Below are 19,072 nucleotides of genomic sequence, written 5' to 3'. Positions count from 1 at the left end.
TCCCCTGTCACGGGTCGTGGCCCGGCGGCGCAGGCCGCGACAGGGGAACAGAGCCGCGATGGATGCGGCGGCTCAGGCGTGGCGGAAGCGGATGCGCGTCCCCGGCCGAGCTTGCGCCACGAGGTCGAGCGACGCGTCCGTGACGACGGCGATGACGGGGTAGCCGCCGGTGACGGGGCCGTCGGCGAGCAGGATCGTCGGGCGTCCGGACGGCGGCACCTGCAGCGCCCCGGGGACCATGCCCTCGCTGGGCAGCTCGCCGGTGCGGGCGCGGACGAGCTCCGGACCGCCCAGGCGCACGCCGACGCGATCCGCGTCGCCGGTGACGGTCCACACCGCGTCGTACAGCGCGGTGCCGGAGGCGAACCAGTCCGCGCGGGGACCGGGCGCCAGGTCGAGCTCGAGCTCGTCGTCGTGCGGCGCGCCCCACGACTGCGGCGGGGCGACGGGGATCGGCGTCGAAGCCGGCGTACCCACGTGCACGCGGTCCCCCGTGCGCAGCGCGGCCGGGCCGAGCCCCGCGAGCAGATCGGTCGCGCGCGAGCCGAGTGCTGTGGGCACATCGATGCCACCTCGCACCGCGAGGTAGGCGCGGGCGCCGTGCGCGAACCAGTCGACGTGCAGTTCGGCGCCGGCAGGCCACGCGTGCGCCTCGAACGGGTCGACGTCGCGGCCGTCGAGCCGCACCGGACCCCACGCGCCCGTGACGGCGAACCACAGGTCCGCGTCGGCGACGGCGCGCAGTCCGCCCATCGTCACCTCGATCGCCGCCGCACCCTCGGGGTTGCCCAGCAGCCGGTTCGCCGTCCGCAGCGCGGCACGGTCCAGCGCACCGGACACCGCCACCCCGATGGATGCCGCCCCCGCACGTCCCAGGTCCTGCACCGTCGCGAGCAGCCCGGGTTCGAGGATGCGCAGGGCGGCCGTTCGGGGCCGGGTTGCGGCATCCACTTCACGCCCGTCGTCTTGCGCGGCTCCGCTTTCGTCGAAATCTCCTGATCTCGCTGAAACAGGACGATCCGGCGCAGAACGTCCTGCGTCGGCGAGATCTCCTGATCTCGGTGAGGGCAGGGGGGCGATGCGCCCCGCCGTGCGGGGGCGGAACCGCACGCGGGCTCCGGGGGTGAGGAGTGCCGGGGATGCCGCATCCGCATCGAACAGCGGCGCCCGGGTCGTGCCGATCAGCTGCCAGCCGCCCGGGGTGTCGCGCGGATACGCGCCGGAGAACCTGCCCGCCAGGCCCACGGAGCCGGCGGGGACGCGCGTGCGCGGCGACTCCCGCCGCGGGACGTCGTAGGGCCAGTCGTCGCTGACGAGGTAGCCGAAGCCCGGGGCGAACCCGGTGAACGCGACGCGCCACCGCGCCGCCGCGTGCCGTCGCACGAACTCGTCGGCGTCGATGCCCAGCAGCGCGGCGGTGTGTTCCACGTCGGCGCCGTCGTACGCGATGTCGAGTTCGACGAGAGGTCCCTCGGCGGCGTCCCCCAGGGACGCCCCAGCGGCGGCGCGCAGCGCCCAGCTCTTCGCCGAAGCCACGGGCAGCACGCGCGGGTCCACACGCACGAGGACGGTGCGGGCCGCCGGCACGAGGTCCGTCACACCGTCGGGCCGCGACGCGGCGAGCGCCCCGTGCACGGCGAGCACCTCGTCGAGACCGTCGACCTCGACGAGGAAGGCACGCTCCCCCATCGGCAGCGTCCGCGCGCTCACCACGGTGCGCGGACCTCCACGCCGGCCGCGTCGAGAGCGGTCCGCACCGCGCGGGCCATGTCCACCGCCGACGGCGAGTCGCCGTGCACGCACAGCGATGCGGCATCCGCCCGCACCGACGTGCCGTCGACCGCCTCGACCACGCCCTCGCGCGCGAGGCGCACGGCACGGGCCGCGACCGCCTCGGGATCGTCGAGCAGCGCGCCGGGCTGCGTGCGCGGCACGAGCGAGCCGTCGGGCCGGTATCCGCGGTCGAGGAAGGCCTCGCGCACGAACGGAAGACCGACGGATGCCGCGGCCCCCTCGATCTCGCCCGGCAGGCCCAGCACGGGGAGGGGCCGGCCGAGGCGCTCGGCGAGTGCGCCGACGGCGCGGGCCACGGCGCCGGCCTGAACCCGGTCTGTGATCACCGCGTGGTACAGCGCGCCGTGCGGCTTGACGTAGCGCAGGTCGCCACCGGCGGCGACCAGGGCCGCCAGCTGCTCGGCGACGACGGCCTCGAGATCTGCGGGGTCCATCTCCATGGCGACGCGGCCGAAGTTCGCGCGGTCGGGGTACGACGGATGCGCACCGATCGCGACGCCGAACCGCGCGGCGCGGGCGACAGTGTCACGCAGGGACGCGGCATCCCCGGCATGTCCGCCGCACGCGACGTTGGCGCTGGAGATCACCGCGAACATGGCCTCGTCGTCGGCCGTCGGCACGCCGTCGACGGTCTCGCCGAGGTCCGCGTTGAGGTCGATGGCCGCCATGCCTCCACGGTAGTGCGGGCGTGCAGCGATGGGTTCCGCGTGCACGATCCGCCGCCGACGGGTACGCCGGGCTACCGTTGACCCATGGCACGCACGCGGGACGAGGCCCCGGCCCCCTCGGCGAGGCTCTCGGACGGCACGATCGCGCGCGTCGTCCCCTCGCCGTTCGGCGGCGGGTGGGAGCTCGACGTCGACGGCACGCCGCAGTCGCACGTCGACCTCGACGATCCGACGCACCTGCACTTCGAGTACGTCGCGCGCATGGGCGCGGTGATCGATCGGCTCAGGATGCCGCGTCAGCCGCTGACCGCCATCCACCTGGGTGCGGGCGCCCTGACCATCCCGCGCTACGTCGAGGCCACCCGGCCGGGCTCGCGGCAGCAGGTCGTCGAGCTCGAGCCCGCGCTGTGGGACCTCGTGCGCGAGAACCTGCCGCTCCCCCGCGGCGCGCAGATCCGGGTGCGCATCGGGGACGCCCGCGAGGCGCTCGGACGCCTGCCCGCAGGACTGGTCGGCGCCGCCGACCTCGTGGTCTCGGACGTGTACTCCGGCGCACAGACCCCGGCGCACCTCACGACGGTCGAGTTCTTCACCGAGGCCGCCCGCTTCCTCGCCCCCGACGGCGTGCTGCTGGTCAACGTCGCCGACGGGGCAGGGCTCGCCTTCGCTCGCCGCGAGGTCGCGACCGTGCAGGCCGTGCTCGAGCACGTGATCGTGCTCGCCGAGGTGCAGACGCTGAAGGGCCGGCGCTTCGGCAACCTCGTCATCGCGGCATCCCGTCAGCCCCTGCCGACGGAATGGCTGCCGCGTCTCATGGCGGCCGGCCCCCACCCCGCGAAGGTGGCCGAGGGCCGCGAGGTCGACGACTTCGCGAGGGGCGCCCGCGTCGCCACCGACGCCGACGCGACGCCGTCGCCCAAGCCGTCCGCGTCGATCTTCACCCGCTGAGCCCCGGTCACCCGCCGCCCCTGCGCAGGATCACGCCCGGGCGGCGGCATCCCGCTGCACGTTGGTGACGAGTCGCCACCACCGCCGCGCGCGGCGCGTGGAACGTGGCGGATCGCCAGGACTGACCGAGTGGATGCCGCGACCCGGCGTGGCACGCCGGCCCGCGCGACGGCGACAGGCACACTGGAACGAGCCGCTCGGGCGCAGTGAAGGGAGTCACACGTGAGCTACATCAGCGGGTACGACCCCGACACCCTCCGCGAGAAGGTGAGCCCGACGCAGTGCCGCGACCGGCTCGAAGAGATCGGCGAGCAGCGCAGCCTGCCCGCACTGCTCGAACGCGTGTGGCTGCTGAAGGTGCTCGACCGGGCCGACGAGGCCCTCGTCGTCTCGGAGCAGTCGGTGCGCGTCGCGCGTATGGCCGGAACCCGCAAGGACCTGCTGCGGGCACGCATCCTGCATGCGACGGTGCTGCAGGCGCAGGGCAAGTACCCGGCCGCCTGGCACGAGCTCACGACGTGCGCCGAAGAGGCCGAGGGGCAGGGATGGGCCGGCATCGGCGCCTTCGCCCACATGCATCGCGGCAAGGTGAGCTACGACGACGGGGACTACGAGGCCGCCCGCAAGGACTTCAAGCGGGCCCTGTTCCTGCGCCAGGAGTCGGGCGCCACCGAGGACCAGCTCGAGTCCGTGCTGATGGCCATCGACGCGGCGGATCAGCGCCGGGCCGCGGCATCCGTCGCCAGCTGAGGATGCCTCGGCCATGAGTGTCGGAGATATGTTCTAGCCTCACGCACATGTCGGAATTGCACCGCGTGCGGCAGTGGGCCGAAGCCCTGATCGCCGCCCACCTCGACGCGTCGTGGACGTTCGGGTTCGACAACGCCAAGCGCCGCGCCGGACTCTGCGACTACACGAACAAGCGCATCAGCGTGTCGCGCTACCTCGCGGCCCGCTACGACGACGACACGAACCACCAGACGCTGCTGCACGAGGTCGCGCACGCACTCGCCGGGCCGCGCGCCGGTCACGGGCCGCGGTGGAAGGCCATCGCCCGCGAGCTCGGCTACGTCGGCGGCACGACCCACGCCGGCGAGACCGCGACAGAGCTGGCGCCGTGGATCGGCGTGTGCCCCGCCGGGCACGTCGCCTACCGGCACCGCAAGGCCACCCGCCCGACCTCGTGCGCCAAGTGCGCGCGCACCTTCGACGAGCGCCATCTGTTCACCTGGACGCGTCGCGAGATCACCCCGGCGGCCCGCCTCGCCGCGCTGACCCCGCGTTAGTGCGGGCAGGGCGCACCGTGCTTTGAGCGGAGCGCGGTTGGGGGCGCGCAGACGAAACGCGGTGCGGCACGGGGCCGACCGTGCGGACGAGGCGTTTCGTCTCGCTCCTTCGTCGCTCGCTCAACGGCCGGTGCGGGCCGGGCACGCGGCAGCGGGTCAGTAGGCGACGAAGACGCCGTCGCGCAGCACGGGGACGACGGATGCCGCATCCACCGCGGCCGCGTTGAGCACCTCGTCGCGGGCGTCGCGGGCGAGCAGTTCCTGCCCCGAGCCGCTCGCGGTGAGCAGGTGCCGCAGCGCACCGCGCAGACCCCGGAAGGCCTCGGCGGCGGCCGCCGACTCGGGTGACGTGTGGTCGATCCCGAGGGCGCCGAGGGCGTCGACGATGGCGCCCGCACCGAACTGGTCCTCCGCGGCGAATCGTAGCGCCGCTCCGGGTTCCCGCCCGGTGAGCTCACCGGCGGCGATGACGGCGATGGAGGTGCGGTCGCCACGACGGTGCTGCACATCGAGGACGGCGCCGGCCACAGCCGAGGCGTTGCGCAGGCATCCGAGCAGCACGGTGGCGCCCGTGGCCGCTGCCGCCTCCGCGATCGCGGCGCCGTTGATCGACACCGCGTGCGCCGACGCGTCCAGCGGCACGGAGTCGCCCCAGGCGACGGCATCCGTCACCGTCGTCGAGAACCGCAGCACGTCGACCACGACCACCACGTCGGCCGGCGCGAGCCGCGCCAGACCCGCGGCGCCCCACTCGAGACGGACCTGGTAGCGATGCTGGTCGAACGGCGTGTCGGGCATCCGTCCAGCGTAGGCGCGCCAGCCGTCCGTCTGAACTCGTCCTGGCGCTCCCCTCCCGTGCGCCGATCATGTGCTCTCGCCGAGCGCACACGCCAGCCGCGCGCACGACGTGTGATCTCGGCGAGAGCACATGATCGCGGCAAGAAGGGGGAGGGTGCGGTGCGACACTGGAGCATGCGGATCCTGCTGAAGTTCGTGATCGACTGCGACCCCGACGCGGCGTGGCGGGCGCTGCACTCGCCGCGTGCTGTCGCCGAGCTGTACGGCCCCCTGCTCGACCTGGAGCCGCTCGTGCCGAGCGGTCTGCCGACGAGCTGGAGCCCGGGCGACGACGTCCCGGTGCAGCTGGCGGCGTTCGGCATGGTGCCGATGGGGCGGCAGCTCATCCACGCGAGCGAGCGGGTCGTGGACGAGCCCGCGGGACGCGTGCGGATCTTCCGCGACAGCGGCATCCCCCTCACCGGCCCGCTGTCGAGCCTGGACGTCTGGGACCACCAGATGGCCGTCTCACCGGCTCCGGACGAGCCCGGCAAGACGCTGTGGCGCGACCGCCTGGTGTTCGCAGGGCCGACCGCGGCGATCCTGTGGCCGGTGCTCTGGAGCGCGTGGCAGTGGCGCGAGGCGCGCGTGAAGGCGCTCGCCCCGACCTGGGCGCACGACCCCGAACCCGACGACGTCGACGGGGAGTGATCCGGGATGCCGGGGGCACCGGCATCCCGGATCTTCACGCCTGCGGGATCACGGTGAGCACGCGCGCGACGTACTCGAGGAACTTCGCCATGTACATGCGCAGGAACTCCTCGGTCGCCGGCACCGTCACCTCGCCGTCCGCCTCGATGAGCCCCGGCGTGAAGTGGATGTAGGCCTCGGGCGTCGTCATCTGGCGCGCGTTGAGGAAGCTCAGGGTGCTGCGCAGCGACTGCTGCCCCACCGCCGTGCCGATCTGTCCGGCCGACGCTCCGATCACGCCGACGGGCTTGTCGGACCACGCGTTCTGCCCCCAGGGCCGGCTGCCCCAGTCGATCGCGTTCTTCAGCGCGCCGGGCAGCGACCGGTTGTACTCGGGCGTGACGAACAGCAGCGCGTCGGCCGAGCGCACCGCGGCCTTGAAGTCGAGGGCGGACTGTGGGTAGTCCGCGTCGAGGTCGCGGTTGTACAGCGGAAGGTCGGCGTACGAGATCTCGAAGAACTCGAGCTCGGGCGGCGCAAGCTTCTCCAGGGCGACGGCGAGGCGGCGGTTGATGGACTCGCGTGACAGGCTGCCGATGATGACGCCGACGCGGTAGGGCGGTTCGTGCTCAACGATCTCGATCTGCATGCCGCCAGCCTGCACCCGTCCGGGCCGCGACGCACCCCCTCCGGTATCACCCGCGGCCGAGGCACCCTCTCCCCTGCATGGACACCGCCGCACAGGAGCCCGGACCGCGCACGCTCGTGCTGTGCCTCGACGGCACAGGGAGCGAGCCCGAGTCGGGGGTCACGAACGTCGCGCGCCTCTACGCGATGGCTGTCAAGGACGATCAGCAGCTCGTGTTCTACGACCCCGGTGTCGGCACGATGGGCGCTCGCGGTGCGGTCACCCCGTTCGGCGCGTGGCTCACCCGCACCGCCGGTCTCATCGTCGGGTACGGGATCCGCGACAACATCGCCGACGCGTACAGCTGGCTGATGGCGCACTACCGCGACGGCGACCGGATCATGCTGTTCGGCTTCAGCCGCGGGGCGTACACGGCGGTGGCGCTCGCCGGAGTGCTGCGCAGCGTCGGCCTGCTGCGGCCCGGAGCCGAGAACCTCGTGCCGTACGCGCTGAAGATGGCGCTCGCCGGCGGCGGCGACAACGCGTCCGCGACCGAGGAGCGCGCCTTCTGGAGCACGCGATCGTCGTTCGACCAGGGATTCGGCAACCCCGCGTTCCGGCGGTTCGCGAAGCCGGTGACGTTCCTCGGCGTGTGGGACACCGTCAAGTCCGTCGGCTGGTTCAACCTGCGGGCGCGGTTCGAGCAGGTGCGCTGGCCGTTCACCCGCAACGTGGACGGCGTGCAGACCGGGCGCCTGGCGCTCGCGCTCGACGAGAACCGCCGCGCCTTCACCGAGTACCGGTTCGGCGCCGACAAGGAGGGCGTGAAGGTCGTCGACGACCCCCGCCGCGACCTGCAGGAGATGTGGTTCGCCGGCGTGCACAGCGACATCGGCGGCCAGTACGAGGACGACCACGGCCTGTCCGACATCTCGCTGGAGTGGATGACGGCCGAGGCCGTCGCCGCGGGCCTGCGCATCGACGCGAAGGCGTACGACCGGCTGCTCGGCGTGACCGGCGGTGCGGCCGTCCGGCCCGAGTGCGCGGAGGGCCGCATCCACCGCCACCAGTGGTACTGGGCGATCGCCGGGCTCGGCTGGCGTCGCCGGCATCCGGCCCGCGCCGATCAGCTGCATCCCTCGGTGCAGCGCCGCGTCGACGCGACCGCCGCGAGCGCGCAGCCGTACCGGATCACGTGGGCGCGGTGACATGTCCGAGATCACCGGGTACGAATCGCAGGATCAGCCGCGCACCCACGTGACGCTGCGGCTCATCGCGCAGGACCCCGCCGTCAAGGGCGATGACCGGCGCATCCTGACCGCGAAGGTCAAAGTGCCGTGGTCGCGCATGGAGGACGGACCCCGCGGGGCGCGCCTGCACGTCGTGGACTTCGACACCGCGACCGGCGAGTACTTGAAGCACCCCGGGATCCCCGATGACGACGTGTACGCCGACGCCGAGGACGAGGACCTGCTCGACGACAAGGCGTTCCACGCGCAGCACGTGTACGCGACGGCCGCGCGCACTCTCGCGACGTTCGAGTCGGCGCTCGGCCGCCGCCTGTCGTGGGGCTTCGAAGGCCATCACCTCTACCTGGTGCCGCACGCCTTCGCGGAGGCCAACGCGTTCTACTCCGACGACGATCACGCCTTGCTGTTCGGCTACGTGCCGTCCGGGGATCCCCGACGCCGGCCGGTGTACACCTGCCTCAGCCACGACGTCGTGGTGCACGAGACCACGCACGCGGTGCTGGACGGGCTGCGTCACCGGTTCCTCGAGCCGAGCCTGCCCGACCAGGCCGCCTTCCACGAGGGGTTCGCCGACATCGTCGCGCTGCTGTCGGTGTTCTCGATGCGACCCGTCGTCGAGCAGGCGCTCGGCCGCGCCGACAAGGACGGCCGCATCTCGCGCGACCGCGTCGATCCCCGGCGCCTGCGCCACGGCGTCCTGACCGGCGTCGCGGAGCAGATCGGGCGCACCCTCACGCAGGGACGCGGCGCGCTGCGGGCCTCGGCGCTGAAGCCGCCGCCCGCCGACTGGGCGGCGCTGCGGGTCTACGACGAACCGCACCGCCGCGGCGAAGTGCTCGTCGCCGTCGTGCTCGACGTGCTCATCGACATCTGGTGGACTCGTCTGCAGGCGCTGTTCTCGCGGCCCGGATCGAAGGCGAAGGACGTGACGGTCGACCGCACGCGCGCCGCCGAAGAAGGCGTGAAGGCGGCATCCCAGCTGCTCACCATGCTCATCCGCGGTCTGGACTACCTGCCGCCGGTGGAGTTCGAGTTCGGGGATCTGCTGGATGCCGTCCTGCTGGCCGACGCGGAGGTCGTGCCCGACGACGACCTGGGGTATCGCGACATGCTGGCCCGGCGGTTCGAGGCCGCCGGCATCCTTCGTCCCGATCGCAACGCGGACGTCCTCGAGGCGGAGCTGACACCCAGGTACCTGGGGATCAACTACGCGAGCCTGCGCAGCGACCGCGACGAGGTGTTCCGGTTCCTCTGGCAGAACGCGCCGCGACTCGGCGTCAGCACCCGCTTCTACACGATCGTCGAGTCCGTGCTGCCGACGCAGCGCATCGGCCCCGACGGGCTCATCGTGCCCGAGTCGGTCGCCACCTACGTCCAGATGGTCGACATGACGGCGGGCGAGTTCGCCCGCGAGTCCGAGCTGCCGCTGCCCGAGGGGATCGACGACGACACCCCCGTGCAGTTCTTCGGCGGCGGCACCCTGGTCTTCGACCAGTTCGGCCGCCTGAAGCTGCACGTCTACAAGCGCATCGACGACTGGCGCCGCCAGGTCCGCCGGCTCGCGTACCTCGACAGCACGGGCCGCCGCGACACCAAGGGCCGGCTCGGGTTCTCGGAGGGCCGCTCGCGCGGGCAGGCGTTCGCGGCGCTCCACAGCACCGATCTCAGCTCCGGGGAGGCATGGTGAGCACTCCTGTCCGCGTCCGCGTCCGCATGTACCAGGTCGGGTTCGGCGACTGCCTCCTGATCTCGGTCGAGTACGACGAGCCTCTCGCCGACGGCCGGGCCGAACGCCACATCCTCGTCGACTACGGCACGAGCCATTCGCCGCGCAAGGGCTTCGTGCGCGGTCGCATGGCCGACGTCGCCGCGCTCATCGAGCAGCACACCCACGGCGTGCTGGACGTGCTCGTCGTCACCCACCGCCACCGTGACCACCTGCGGGGCTTCGAGGTCGACGCGGGTGCCGAGATCCTGCGCCGGCTCGCGCCGAAGGTCGTGCTGCGCTCGTGGACCGAGAACCCCGGCCTCGCGGCGGATGCCGCGGGCCCCGCGGACGAGCCCGGCCTGGCCGCAGCGCCCGGGGGCCCGGCCGCAGCGCCCGCCGGTCCGGCCGCAGCGCCCGCGGACGGCGTCGTGGGACCGGCATCCATCCGCTACGCACGGCTGCTCGGCACGGCCCAGGAGCATGCCGGCGCCCTGGCGGGCCTGGCCGCGCACGACAAGCTCGTCGCAGCGGCGGCCGACGAGCAGCTGAAGAACGCCGACGCCGTCAAGCTGCTCGACGAACTGTCGGCCGACCGGCGCGGACGCTATCTGTACACGGGGGCCGACGCGGGGATCGCCGACCTCGTGCCGGGGCTCGTGACGACGGTGCTCGGACCCCCGACGCCGGACCAGGAGCCCGATGTCACGCGCCAGGCCGAGGACGACGACGAGTACTGGCTCACGGCTCTCGATGCCTCGCTCGCGCTGTCTACCACGATCGCGGCCGCGGAGGCCGGGGATGCGGCAGAGGCCGACGCCGACGGGTACGGCGACAGCGTGCCGGTCGGTCCGGGTCCGGTGCGGTGGCTCATCGACAACCTCAAGGCGCAGCGCACGCATTCGCTGCTGCGGCTGGTGCGCAACCTCGATGACGCCCTCAACAACACGAGTCTGCTGCTGCTGTTCGAGATCGGCGGGCTGTCGCTGCTGTTCCCGGGCGACGCGCAGATCGAGAACTGGCAGCACACCCTCAAGCGCTTCGCGAAGGAGCCCGAGCTGCGCGCCAAGCTCGCGAGTGTCGACCTCTACAAGGTGGGCCACCACGGCAGCCGCAACGCGACGCCGCGCACGCTCTGGAGCCTGTGGAAGGACCGCCCCGACACGCTGCCGCGACTGACGACGCTCATGTCGACCCGCAGCGGGGTGCACGGCAAGGCCGTCGACACAGCGGTGCCGCAGGACAACCTGGTCGCGGCGCTGAAGGAGGTGTCCGACCTGTACTCCAGCGACGACGATGCGCGCGCCGACTCGACGTACCTCGAAGTCGAGGCAGAGGTCGCCCAGGGCGGCCCGTTCCGCCTGGTGCCGCCGACGCCCTGACACCAAGGAGGGAGGCCGTCGCGCGAAGCCTGCGCGACGGCATCCCCCGTCTCAGTCGGCGAGCGCCGCGACCGGGGCCACCCGGGTGGCCAGACGCGTCGGGACGACGGCGGCGACGAGGGTCAGCACGGCGGTCGCGGCCACGATGATCGCGACGGGCAGCCAGGGCACCGCGGGTGCGACCAGGGTCGGCGCCGACCACGACGGCGGCACCGCCACCGAGCCGAGGAGCGACTGCGCGCCGGCCCAGCCGTACGCGATGCCGAGCACGAGCCCGGTGACGGTCGCGGCGATCGTGATGTGCGCGGCCTCCAGCAGCACCATGCGGCGCACCTGACCGGTCGACACGCCCAGCGCACGCAGCAGACCGAGCTCGCGCCGACGCTGCACGACGCCGATCGTGAGCAGGTTCACCAGGCCGACGGCGGCGATCACCGCGGCGACCGCGACGAGGCCCATCATGATGGCGGCGAACGTGTCGACGAGCGTCGTCATCTCTGCCGGCGCCTCGCCGCCGCCCGACGCGATCATCACCGCTTTCACGGTCTCCAGCGCGACGGCGAACATCGTGACGAGCGTGACCCCCATGACCACGCCGATCGCCATGCGGCTGGAGCGCTCGGGGTACCGCAGCGCGTTCTCCGCCGCCAGGCGGGCCGTCGCCGACCGCCCGAACACGCGGCCCACCAGGCGCAGCACCGGCGGCATGACGAGCGTCGCCCCGAGCGCGAGTCCCGTGAACGAGGAGATGCCGCCGAAGAACGCCACGATCACACCGAGCGGTGACACCAGGCCGAACACGATCCCGAGCGCCAGCAGCGCCGCACCGATCACGAAGAGCGTGATCGCCACGCCGTTGCGTCCGCCGCGTCGGGCGACCGCCTCGTGCGAGGTCTCGACCGAGCCGCCGAGTGCCTGCAGCGGCGTCACCGTCAGCACGCGCCGCGAGCCTGCCCACGCGGCCGCCCACGTCGTGAGCGCCACCACGACCGCCGGAAGAACGAGCACGGGCTGCAGCACGGCGTAGTCCACGCCGTCGAGCCCGAGCAGCTGCGTGGCGAGCACCACGCCCGCCCACGACACGAGCGTGCCCCCGACGAGGCCGATCGCCGCCCCGATGACGCCGACGACGAGGCCCTGCCGGCCGACCTCCTCACGCTGCGACCGCGCGGACGCCCCGATGAGACGCATGAGCGCGATCCGGCGCGTGCGTCCGGCGATGACCGTGGCGAACGTGTTGGCGGTGACGATCGACGCCACGTACACCGCGACGCCGATGAGCAGGAAGCTCAGGATCACGATCACGGCGGCGAGGGTCTCGCTGTCGCCGATGTACGGATTGGCCTTCAGCATCGCCCCGATGAATCCCGTCGCGCTCAGCAGGACCGCGCCGAACGCGCTCGAGATCGCCGCGACCAGGATGCTGCCGCCCATGCCCCGCTCGCGCAGCCACGGCAGCGGTGCGGAGCGCTTCGCAGGAGTGGATGCCGCGGCCTCCGGCATCCGGCCTGTCGGGGTCTGCGCGACCGTGGTCATGACGCCACCTGAGCGGTCGCGACGGCAGCAGCCGGGACGGCCGTGGTGTGCGCGGCGGTGCCGAGCTCGGAGGCCAGCATGTAGGCCGAGATCTCCTCCGCGCTCTGCCGAGGCTTGTCGGCCACGATGCGCCCGTCGCCGAGGAACAGCACGCGATCCGCGTGGGAGGCGGCCACGGGGTCGTGCGTGACCATCGCGATCGACTGGCCGTGCTCGCGCGTGGCGGCAGCCAGGAGCGCGAGCACCTCGCGGCCCGACCGCGAGTCGAGGTTGCCGGTGGGCTCGTCGGCGAACACCAGGTCCGGCGCCGTCGCGAGGGCACGGGCGATGGCGACGCGCTGCTGCTGCCCGCCCGACAGCTGGTGCGGCCGGTGACCCAGGCGGCTGGAGAGCCCGAGACGCTCGACGAGCCCGTCGATGCGGGCGCGCTCCAGCGCCGTGGGCCGGCGTCCGTCGAGGTCGAACGGCAGCATGATGTTGCCGAGGGCGTCCAGCGTCGGGACCAGGTTGAACGCCTGGAACACGAAGCCCACGCGGCGGCGGCGCAGGATCGTGAGCTCCAGGTCGGACAGCCCCGTGATGTCGGTGTCGCCGATCCACGCGCGGCCCGAGGTGGGGGCGTCCAGACCCGCCATGATGTGCATGAGCGTCGACTTGCCCGAGCCCGACGGGCCCATGATCGCGGTGAACTCGCCGCGACGGATTCCGACGCTCACGTCGTCGAGCGCGTGGACGGTGCTCTCGCCGGCGCCGTACGTCTTGGTGAGCTGCTGCACCCGGGCGGCGAGGCCCAGGTCGGTCGATGAGAGTTCCATGCCTACGACGGTATGGATCGCTCACGGCCCCGCGCGTCGGCCTGGAGAGGCATCCCCCTACATCGCGAGGATGATCCGGCCCGGCTTCACAGCCGCCCGACGGCCTCTGCGATGCCCTGGTGCAGCGCCTCGTGCTCGTGCGGCAGGAGCTGCTCGCCGCCGGTGAACTCGTACGGCGTCCCGCGGCCGGTCTCGATGAGGGCCTTGAGGCTGCCCCGCACGAACATGCTCCACGCGTTGGCGCACGTCTCGTAGCAGGGCACGTCCTGCCCGAGGCCCTCGTGCGTGAACACGACGGCGGCGCCGTCGCCCGCGGGGGTGATCTCGAACCGCACGGTGGTGCCGTTCCACTCCTGGTGGTCGTCGACGAAGTCCAGGTAGCTGCCCGTCACGAGCCACTCGACGAGGCTGCCCGGCTCGAGGGCGGTGACGCGGAACCCGGAGTAGTGCAACCCGGGCACGACGTAGACGAACTCGTCTCCGACGGCGGCGGTCGTGCCGGTGATGCGGCCCCACCACGCGGCGACGTCGCTGATCGCGTCGAACGCCCGCTGCGGCGTCGCGGCGACGGTGATGGTCGTGGTGTAGTCCTGCGACATGCCTGCTCCTTCGCTCGGCACTTGCATCATGCAAGCGCGCTTTGCAGGCAGAGTAGCCCCGGGTGCTTTCGTGACGCAAGTACCTAGCTCGCCTCAGGCGAGGCGGCCTCGTCCGATGTCAGCAGGACCGCATTGCCGTCGGGGTCCTCGACGATCGCCGCGTACGGCCCGACGGTCTGCGTCGGAGGCATGCGCCCGACGTACCCGGCCTCGACGAGCTCCGCCCAGCGGCTGTCGACGACGGAATCCTCCCCGACGTAGAACTCCAGCAGCTGCGAGTACCCGCTGCCGGAAGGACGCGACCACGTCGGGTCGTACACCGACGCGAAGGACGTCGTGATGAGGAGCGTGACGCCGCTTCCCATCCGGTGCGCGACGACCGGACGACCGCCCGGCACGACGTCGGGGATGTCGAGCCCCAGCCGCTGGTAGAAGCGGACGGACGCCTCGAGATCGGCGACTTCGAGCACGACCATGCTGAGCTGCAGTTCCATGGCGCCGATTCTGCCGCCCGGCGGCGACACCCTGCTACGCGAGATCGTGCTCGAAGGCGAAGACCACGAGCTGCACGCGGTCGCGCAGTCCCAGCTTCGTGAGGATGCGGCTGATGTGCGTCTTGACGGTCGCCTCCGACAGGAACTCTCGCCCCGCGATCTCGGCGTTCGAGAGCCCTCGCGCCGCCAGCGCGAAGATCTCGCGTTCGCGGTCGGTGAGCTCGCCATAGGCCGGCGGGACCGGGCGGGGCGCGGCATCCGCGAACCTCTCGAACAGCTCGCGGGTCGCGGATGCCGCGATCACGGCCGAGCCGGAATGCACCGTGCGGATCGCCGCCAGCAGGAACTCGGGATCGGCGTCCTTCAGCAGGAAGCCGCTCGCCCCCTGCCGGATGGCTCGCGCCGCCGCCTCGTCGAGATCGAACGTCGTGAGCATCACGATGCGCGGCGCCGGCACGCCCTCACGGGCGTCGGCGAGCAGCTCGGCCGTCGCGGCGAGCCCGTCCATGACCGGCATCCGGATGTCCATGAGCACGACGTCGGGCGCGCTCGCGCGCACCATCTCGACGCCCTCCCGGCCGTCGGACGCCTCGCCGACGACCTCGAGGTCGGGCTGCGAGTCCACGAGCATGCGGATGCCGGCGCGGAACAGCGCCTGGTCGTCGACGAGCGCGACGCGGATCATGCGGGTCCTCCGATCGGGATGGTCGCCCGGACGATGAAGTCGCCGTCCTCGGCTCCGGCCTCCAGGCGCCCGCCGGCGAGCTGCGCCCGCTCGCGCATGCCGATGATGCCGTGGCCGGGGCGGTCGCCCGACGCGGACACGGCGGCCGGGTTGCGCACCGCCAGCTCGACGCGGTCCGGCAGCCATGACAGCCGGACGGCGACGGCCCCGCTGGGCGCGCCATGGCGCAGCGCGTTCGTGAGGGCCTCCTGCAGGATGCGGTACACCGCGAGCTGCACCGCCGCGGGCGGCTCCCCGGGCGGGGCGGGGTCGACGTCGACGAGCAGCGGGACGCCCGCCGCCCGCACCTGGGCGTACAGCTCCTCGAGGTCGGCGATGGTCGGCTGGGGGCCGTCGCCCTGCCGATGCCGCAGCTGGCCCAGCAGCAGGCGCACGTCGGCGAGCGCCGAACGGGCCGTGGTCGAGATCGTCGCGAGCGCCTCGGTCGCGACCGCGAGATCGGATGCCGCGGCGTAGCGCGCACCGTCGGCCTGCGCGATCACGACCGCGAGCGAATGGGCCACGACGTCGTGCATGTCGCGGGCGATGCGCACGCGCTCCTGCTCGGCCGCCGTCTCGGCCTCCGCCCGCTGCTGCGCCACGCGGGTCTCGCGAGTGCGGATCGCGGAGCGCACGAGGGCGCCGATCGTCCACGACAGCCCGAGCGCGAACGCCGCGGCGATGAGGGTCATGAGCGCCAGGGGCAGCGTCTGCCACGTGAGCCCGCCGCCGGCGAACGACGGGCCGGCGAAGAGGTACACGGTGATCACCAGCGCGCCCACCAGCGCCGACGCGAATCCCGCCCAGTACGCCGCACGGGAGCCGTAGGCGGCGGTGGCGAACAGCACGCCGAAGATCGCGAGGTCGCTGAAGCTCGGCGGCCGCCCGAGCCCCATCTGCACGAGCGCCCCCACCCAGGCGAGTCCGAGCGCGAGGAGCGGAGACAGACGTCGCACGGCAAGCGAGCACGAGAAGAGCGCCGCGATGAAGCCGCCGACGATCACCTGACCGGCAGAGCCCAGCTGGTACTCCCAGCCGAACGCGCCGGTCTGCACCAGTACGGCCTCGATCGGCCAGGCGATCAGGAAGTACACGACCGCGAGCGCCAGATCGACCACGAGCTGGGACGTCTTCAAGCGGCGGAACACCGTCTCACGGTACGTGAGGATGGGCCGCGGCGGCATCCGTCGCGGGCTGTAACCCGGGGCCGCGGCATCCGTCGCCAGATGTATCCGCGGCCGGGGATGACCCGCGGAAAGGTCTGCTGGACCCACCATTGCGCCGCACCCGGTGAGGCTTTACTGTCGCGTCACAGACCGAAACCGACGGGAAACGTCGAGTCGACAGGATCAGGCAGCAGGGGTGCTCGCCCGATCGGCCCCGTCGGTCCTTCACCCGAGGGACCAGAGCGCGCACTGCCCGCGCAGGAACGGAGAGACGAATGACGACGGTACGCGCGGCGATCTCGCAGACCACCTGGACGGGCGACAAGCAGTCGATGCTCGACAAGCACGAGGGCTTCGCGAGGGACGCCGCGGGCCAGGGCGCCCAGGTCGTGTGCTTCCAGGAGCTGTTCTACGGCCCGTACTTCGGCATCACGCAGGACAAGAAGTACTACCGCTTCGCGGAGCCGGTCGACGGCCCCATCGTGCAGCGCTTCGCGGCGCTCGCGAAGGAGCTCGGCACGGTCATGGTGCTGCCGATCTACGAAGAGGCAGAGACCGGCGTGTACTACAACACGTCGGTGCTGGTCGACGCGGACGGCACGATCCTCGGCCAGTACCGCAAGCACCACCTCCCGCACCTCGACCGGTTCTGGGAGAAGTTCTACTTCCGCCCCGGCAACCTCGGCTACCCGGTCTTCGACACGGCGGTGGGGCGGGTCGGCATGTACATCTGCTACGACCGGCACTTCCCCGAGGGATGGCGCGAACTGGGCCTGAACGACGCGCACATCGTCTTCAACCCCAATGCGACCAAGCCCGGCCTCTCGAACCGGCTGTGGGAGGTCGAGGGACCCGCCGCGGCAGTGGCGAACGGCTACTTCGTGCTGCAGCCCAACCGCGTCGGCCGCGAGGACAACGAGTACGGCGACCTCGCCGTCGACTTCTACGGCACGAGCCAGGTGATCGACCCGCGCGGGAACTTCGTGGGCGAGCGCGGCTCCGGGACGCACGAGGAGCTGCTCGTGCGCGACCTCGACCTCGACATGGTGCGCGAGATGCGCGACGACTGGCAGTTCTACCGAGACCGCCGGCCCGACTCGTACACGAAGATCGCGAAGCCGTGACGCTTCGACAGGCTCAGCGACCGGAGAACTGACATGGCAACGACACTGATCACAGGCGGCACCGTCGTCTCGGCGACCGGACGCGGCGAGGCCGACGTGCTCATCGACGGCGAGACCATCGCCGCCGTGCTGGCCCCGGGCTCTCAGCTGCTCGGCACCGATGTCGCGGCATCCGTCGACACCGTCATCGACGCGACAGGGAAGTACGTGATCCCGGGCGGCATCGACGCCCACACGCACATGCAGCTGCCGTTCGGCGGCACCGAGGCATCCGACACCTTCGAGACCGGCACGCGGGCGGCCGCCTGGGGCGGCACGACGAGCATCATCGACTTCGCGGTGCAGCGCTACGGCGAGCGCGTGCAGGACGGCCTGGCCGCGTGGCACGAGAAGGCCGCGGGCAACTGCGCGATCGACTACGGCTTCCACCAGATCATCGGCGGCGTCGACGAGGACTCGCTCGCGGCCATGCGCGGGCTCGTGGACGAGGGGATCACGAGCTTCAAGCTCTTCATGGCCTACCCCGGCGTCTTCTACTCCGACGACGCGCAGGTGCTGAAGGCGATGCAGGTCTCGAACGACACCGGCCTGCTCACGATGATGCACGCCGAGAACGGGCCCGCGATCGACGTGCTCGCCCAGCAGCTGGCGGAGGCCGGCAAGAAGGCGCCGTACTACCACGGCATCGCGCGCGCGTGGCAGATGGAGGAAGAGGCCACGCACCGGGCCATCATGCTGGCGAACCTGACCGGCGCGCCGCTGTACGTCGTGCACGTGTCGGCGAAGCAGGCCGTGGAGCAGCTCGCGTGGGCGCGCGACCAGGGCTGGAACGTGTTCGGCGAGACCTGCCCGCAGTACCTCTACCTGTCGCTGGAGGAGCAGCTCGGCGGGTTCAGCGAGGAATGGGGCCAGTTCGAGGGCGCGAAGTGGGTGTGCTCGACGCCGCTGCGCTCGCGGCAGGAGGGCCACCAGCACCACATGTGGCAGGCGCTGCGCACCAACGACATCCAGATGGTGTCGACGGACCACTGCCCGTTCTGCATGAAGGGCCAGAAGGACCTGGGGCTCGACGACTTCCGGGCGATCCCGAACGGCATCGGCTCGGTCGAGCACCGCATGGACCTCATGTACCAGGGCGTCGTGACCGGCAAGATCACGCTCGAGCGCTGGGTGGAGCTCACCAGCACCACCCCGGCGAGGATGTTCGGGCTCTACGGCCGCAAGGGCGTCATCCAGCCCGGCGCGGACGGCGACATCGTGGTCTACGACCCGAACGGGCACACCTCGATCGGCATGGGCGAGGGCCGCACGCACCACATGAACATGGACCACTCCGCGTGGGAGGGCTACGAGATCGACGGGCACGTCGACACGGTGGTCTCGCGCGGCAAGGTCGTGGTCGACGGCGGCCAGTACCTCGGGGCGAAGGGCGACGGGCGGTTCCTCAAGCGCGGCCTGTCGCAGTACCTGGTGTGAAGCGGCCGGT

At 72.2% G+C, this 19,072-nt stretch carries 19 protein-coding genes; 9 read left to right on the top strand and 10 right to left on the bottom strand.

Annotation, left to right across the window (positions count from 1 at the left end; genetic code table 11):
* Positions 1-72: 72 nt before the first annotated feature.
* Complete coding sequence (locus FB391_RS20055) at positions 73-1,689, bottom strand: 5-oxoprolinase subunit B/C family protein (RefSeq protein ID WP_141892530.1); 1,617 nt, start codon at positions 1,687-1,689, stop codon at positions 73-75.
* 17 nt (positions 1,690-1,706) lie between these two features.
* Positions 1,707-2,462, bottom strand: a complete 756-nt coding sequence (locus tag FB391_RS01460; protein ID WP_141892529.1) for a LamB/YcsF family protein — start codon at positions 2,460-2,462, stop codon at positions 1,707-1,709.
* A gap of 84 nt (positions 2,463-2,546) precedes the next feature.
* On the opposite strand from FB391_RS01460, the gene FB391_RS01455 reads away from it, so the two are divergent.
* The 3 genes from FB391_RS01455 (at position 2,547) to FB391_RS01445 (ending at position 4,696) form a co-directional block, all read left to right on the top strand.
* Positions 2,547-3,410, top strand: coding sequence for a spermidine synthase (locus FB391_RS01455; protein ID WP_141892528.1), 864 nt, complete (start codon positions 2,547-2,549; stop codon positions 3,408-3,410).
* Between the two features lie 222 nt (positions 3,411-3,632).
* A complete protein-coding gene (locus FB391_RS01450) occupies positions 3,633-4,160 on the top strand; it encodes a tetratricopeptide repeat protein (protein ID WP_141892527.1) in 528 nt (175 codons plus the stop codon).
* Positions 4,161-4,207: 47 nt separating this feature from the next.
* A complete protein-coding gene (locus FB391_RS01445) occupies positions 4,208-4,696 on the top strand; it encodes a SprT-like domain-containing protein (protein ID WP_141892526.1) in 489 nt (162 codons plus the stop codon).
* A 156-nt stretch (positions 4,697-4,852) separates the two neighbouring features.
* Here FB391_RS01445 and FB391_RS01440 read toward each other — a convergent pair whose 3' ends face one another.
* Entirely contained in the window at positions 4,853-5,494 is a 642-nt protein-coding gene (locus FB391_RS01440; protein WP_141892525.1) for a 2-phosphosulfolactate phosphatase, read from the bottom strand.
* Between the two features lie 174 nt (positions 5,495-5,668).
* Between FB391_RS01440 and FB391_RS01435 the strand changes: the two genes are divergently transcribed.
* Positions 5,669-6,184 carry a hypothetical protein gene (locus FB391_RS01435; protein WP_141893600.1) on the top strand — a complete coding sequence of 172 codons (516 nt, stop codon included), beginning with the start codon at positions 5,669-5,671 and terminating at the stop codon, positions 6,182-6,184.
* A gap of 34 nt (positions 6,185-6,218) precedes the next feature.
* On the opposite strand, the gene FB391_RS01430 is transcribed toward FB391_RS01435, so the two are convergent.
* A complete protein-coding gene (locus tag FB391_RS01430) occupies positions 6,219-6,812 on the bottom strand; it encodes an NADPH-dependent FMN reductase (protein ID WP_141892524.1) in 594 nt (197 codons plus the stop codon).
* A gap of 77 nt (positions 6,813-6,889) precedes the next feature.
* On the opposite strand from FB391_RS01430, the gene FB391_RS01425 reads away from it, so the two are divergent.
* The 3 genes from FB391_RS01425 to FB391_RS01415 are packed head-to-tail and all read left to right on the top strand — an operon-like array spanning position 6,890 to position 11,128.
* Positions 6,890-7,999: a DUF2235 domain-containing protein gene (locus tag FB391_RS01425; protein ID WP_141892523.1), complete on the top strand. Its 1,110-nt coding sequence runs from the start codon at positions 6,890-6,892 to the stop codon at positions 7,997-7,999.
* Between the two features lies 1 nt (position 8,000).
* Positions 8,001-9,728 carry a gluzincin family metallopeptidase gene (locus FB391_RS01420; protein WP_141892522.1) on the top strand — a complete coding sequence of 576 codons (1,728 nt, stop codon included), beginning with the start codon at positions 8,001-8,003 and terminating at the stop codon, positions 9,726-9,728.
* The gene (locus tag FB391_RS01415; RefSeq protein WP_141892521.1) at positions 9,725-11,128 is read left to right on the top strand and encodes a ComEC/Rec2 family competence protein; all 1,404 of its coding nucleotides are present in this window, start codon (positions 9,725-9,727) and stop codon (positions 11,126-11,128) included. The genes FB391_RS01420 and FB391_RS01415 overlap by 4 nt, the downstream gene beginning before the upstream one ends.
* Before the next feature lie 51 nt (positions 11,129-11,179).
* On the opposite strand, the gene FB391_RS01410 is transcribed toward FB391_RS01415, so the two are convergent.
* From FB391_RS01410 to FB391_RS01385, 6 genes are all read right to left on the bottom strand, one after another.
* Positions 11,180-12,664: an ABC transporter permease gene (locus FB391_RS01410; protein WP_141892520.1), complete on the bottom strand. Its 1,485-nt coding sequence runs from the start codon at positions 12,662-12,664 to the stop codon at positions 11,180-11,182.
* Positions 12,661-13,479 carry an ABC transporter ATP-binding protein gene (locus FB391_RS01405; RefSeq protein ID WP_141892519.1) on the bottom strand — a complete coding sequence of 273 codons (819 nt, stop codon included), beginning with the start codon at positions 13,477-13,479 and terminating at the stop codon, positions 12,661-12,663. Before FB391_RS01405 ends, FB391_RS01410 begins: the two co-directional genes overlap by 4 nt.
* An 86-nt stretch (positions 13,480-13,565) precedes the next feature.
* Complete coding sequence (locus FB391_RS01400) at positions 13,566-14,078, bottom strand: SRPBCC family protein (protein WP_141892518.1); 513 nt, start codon at positions 14,076-14,078, stop codon at positions 13,566-13,568.
* An 83-nt stretch (positions 14,079-14,161) separates the two neighbouring features.
* Positions 14,162-14,572: a VOC family protein gene (locus tag FB391_RS01395; protein WP_141892517.1), complete on the bottom strand. Its 411-nt coding sequence runs from the start codon at positions 14,570-14,572 to the stop codon at positions 14,162-14,164.
* Between the two features lie 34 nt (positions 14,573-14,606).
* The gene (locus FB391_RS01390) at positions 14,607-15,257 is read right to left on the bottom strand and encodes a response regulator (RefSeq protein WP_141892516.1); all 651 of its coding nucleotides are present in this window, start codon (positions 15,255-15,257) and stop codon (positions 14,607-14,609) included.
* Positions 15,254-16,444, bottom strand: a complete 1,191-nt coding sequence (locus tag FB391_RS01385; RefSeq protein ID WP_141892515.1) for a sensor histidine kinase — start codon at positions 16,442-16,444, stop codon at positions 15,254-15,256. Before FB391_RS01385 ends, FB391_RS01390 begins: the two co-directional genes overlap by 4 nt.
* Before the next feature lie 293 nt (positions 16,445-16,737).
* On the opposite strand from FB391_RS01385, the gene FB391_RS01380 reads away from it, so the two are divergent.
* Together FB391_RS01380 and hydA are read left to right on the top strand one after the other, a co-directional pair.
* Positions 16,738-17,586 (top strand): nitrilase-related carbon-nitrogen hydrolase, encoded by an 849-nt coding sequence (locus tag FB391_RS01380; RefSeq protein WP_141892514.1) that lies wholly within the window; start codon positions 16,738-16,740, stop codon positions 17,584-17,586.
* A 33-nt stretch (positions 17,587-17,619) separates the two neighbouring features.
* The gene (hydA, locus tag FB391_RS01375) at positions 17,620-19,062 is read left to right on the top strand and encodes a dihydropyrimidinase (protein ID WP_141892513.1); all 1,443 of its coding nucleotides are present in this window, start codon (positions 17,620-17,622) and stop codon (positions 19,060-19,062) included.
* Positions 19,063-19,072 lie beyond the last annotated feature (10 nt).

The sequence above is a fragment of the Microbacterium kyungheense genome (assembly GCF_006783905.1).
In the GTDB taxonomy this organism is placed as follows: Bacteria; Actinomycetota; Actinomycetes; order Actinomycetales; family Microbacteriaceae; genus Microbacterium; species Microbacterium kyungheense.
Note: the sequence above shows the minus strand (reverse complement) of the source record. Positions and strands in the feature narration are given on the sequence as shown.